Origin of the sequence: Steroidobacter sp., from assembly GCF_016790065.1 — a bacterium.
Taxonomy (GTDB): Bacteria; Pseudomonadota; Gammaproteobacteria; order Steroidobacterales; family Steroidobacteraceae; genus Steroidobacter.
The window spans coordinates 1-1,806 of record NZ_JAEUPY010000087.1 but is presented as its reverse complement, the minus strand read 5'-3'; the positions used below and the strand labels follow the sequence as shown (position 1 = coordinate 1,806).

General features: G+C 58.6%; 1 protein-coding gene and 2 pseudogenes. 1 reads left to right on the top strand and 2 read right to left on the bottom strand.

Translation table 11 applies throughout. The features are described 5' to 3' along the window. Positions 1-638 (top strand): hypothetical protein (locus tag JNL55_RS03500; RefSeq protein WP_293849312.1); only part of this gene is annotated, 638 nt, incomplete at its 5' end. Between the two features lie 21 nt (positions 639-659). Here the strand turns inward: JNL55_RS03500 and JNL55_RS37325 are convergent. Together JNL55_RS37325 and JNL55_RS03495 are read right to left on the bottom strand one after the other, a co-directional pair. Continuing rightward, positions 660-972 (bottom strand): annotated as a pseudogene (locus tag JNL55_RS37325) (formylglycine-generating enzyme family protein); the annotation flags it as partial. 556 nt (positions 973-1,528) lie between these two features. Beyond that, positions 1,529-1,806, bottom strand: a pseudogene (locus tag JNL55_RS03495) (hypothetical protein); the annotation flags it as partial.

The window sequence follows — 1,806 nt, the reverse complement described above, 5'->3', positions numbered from 1 at the left end:
AAGATTTTCTGCGGATCAGTACTGGAAAAAATAGCGCACGAGAAGTATTCGACGCGTGTGGCATTCCAACGTCGATCTGCCTAGCGCTGAAGGATATGGAGCGCCGAACCGCCTGTTCCTACCACTGGGGCGAACACGCCGGACATGATCATGCTCTACATATGGAACTTGAGCAGGCGCACGAGGCGCAGGTTGCAGTGGCGTTATCCGACCCGAATGTGCGGTCGAAGCTTGGGACGCTTCTCGCCGGCATCCCTGACATCAAATTGGTGCACACCTGCGAACATCTCACACCGTTCTATTCGCTCAATCGCTTTCTCGTGTTGCTGATCGCGCGCTTCGTTGAACGTGCGAAGGGCACATCGATCATTGAACGGCAAACAGCCGTAACCGCGGTGACGCCCGCGGCCGCTCCACACTCGTGCGCTTTGAATGCATCTCTGTGTCACGGCGAAGATCACGAAGTTGAGCTGAGCCACTGGAACCACTGCGCGTACAAAAGCGCGAGCTCGCCGAAAGCGTATGAGTCGTTCAATGTTGTGATCGTACGCCATGGAATTGCTGCCGCCACGCCGGCTTTTGCCGCGCTGACCCCCATTGCGCAGCCTCGGCAAGTTCTGCCGTACTACCTCGTATAGAAACAATCGCGCCCTCGAAGCTCATCGTGTAGGACTGGTAAACCGCGAACACTGGCGCGCAATGTCGTTGCCGTCGGGTTCGTTACTTGTCGGCTGCTGCGGCGTGCGCGCGACTGGTCGATAGCGTCGGCAATAGTTCGGTGCGCACAGGAATGAGCCGCCTTTCATTACCTTGCGCGGCATTCCGTTCCCATGCATCCGTGGGTCTACGCTTTCTTGGCGCGTACCACCTAGCGGATTGCTGACCGTGCAGCATAGCTGTGTGATCTTGGGAGTGGTCTCGATACCAATCGGTCGTCCATTCCCACACATTACCCGCCATGTCGTAGAGACCAGAGGCAATCCGCTTCTCGATCAATCTCCAGCCGCCGGCTTACCTCGCCACGGATCGTGAACGCTTGCAGTTCCCCGAGTTTTCCGGGCGGTAGTTGGGCGCTCCACCGGCACTGGCGCGCATTTCGAGTCGCAATCGGATGCTACGGTGCCAGCGCAGCAGCATTTGGTGAGATAGCAGACGAACTCATCCCTCGTGCTGAAGTCGGCCGCATAAATGAGCTGCCGACTCATGCCCTACTGAGAGATGAGTCTCGGCTGGCAATCCCTCCGGGCCAGCCTCCACCACCAGCACCCGGTAGACGGCCAAAGGGTGCGCTCCGCCTCTAACGAATCTCGCTAATCTTAATAGATCATCAATGAGAAGAACTTGGAACTCGCCCCACGAGCGCTCTCGCTTGATGCTGCGGACAATTCGAATCGGAACCCGAAAATTGCGTAGTCCGCGAACTCATGGTGCACATCGATCACCGAACCCTCTGCATCTGCGCGCTGATTGCAGTTTCGCTATTGGTCCGCGATCGAAGTCTCACGCTGTCCATCATCGAGTATCTGCTTTAGGTCGCTGCTCGTACTCCCATCGACCGTATCAGTATCTCGTTCTGCCGGTCGATGCTGAGGCCGGCGATTGGACTTGCGCCCATTGGCGCGGCGCCGGTGACAAGGCCGCGCCGCCTGCCGAACCGTCCCATCAGCAGTGAGGCCGGGATAGTGGTCGCCATCGTCGCGGCCGTCATCAGAGCCATCGGCACCGTCGCGAGCGCCGGATCGGGCGCGAGGCTTTGTCCGACCAGTCCTGAGAAGGTGAACGCGATCACCGCGCCCGCGAGGTAAA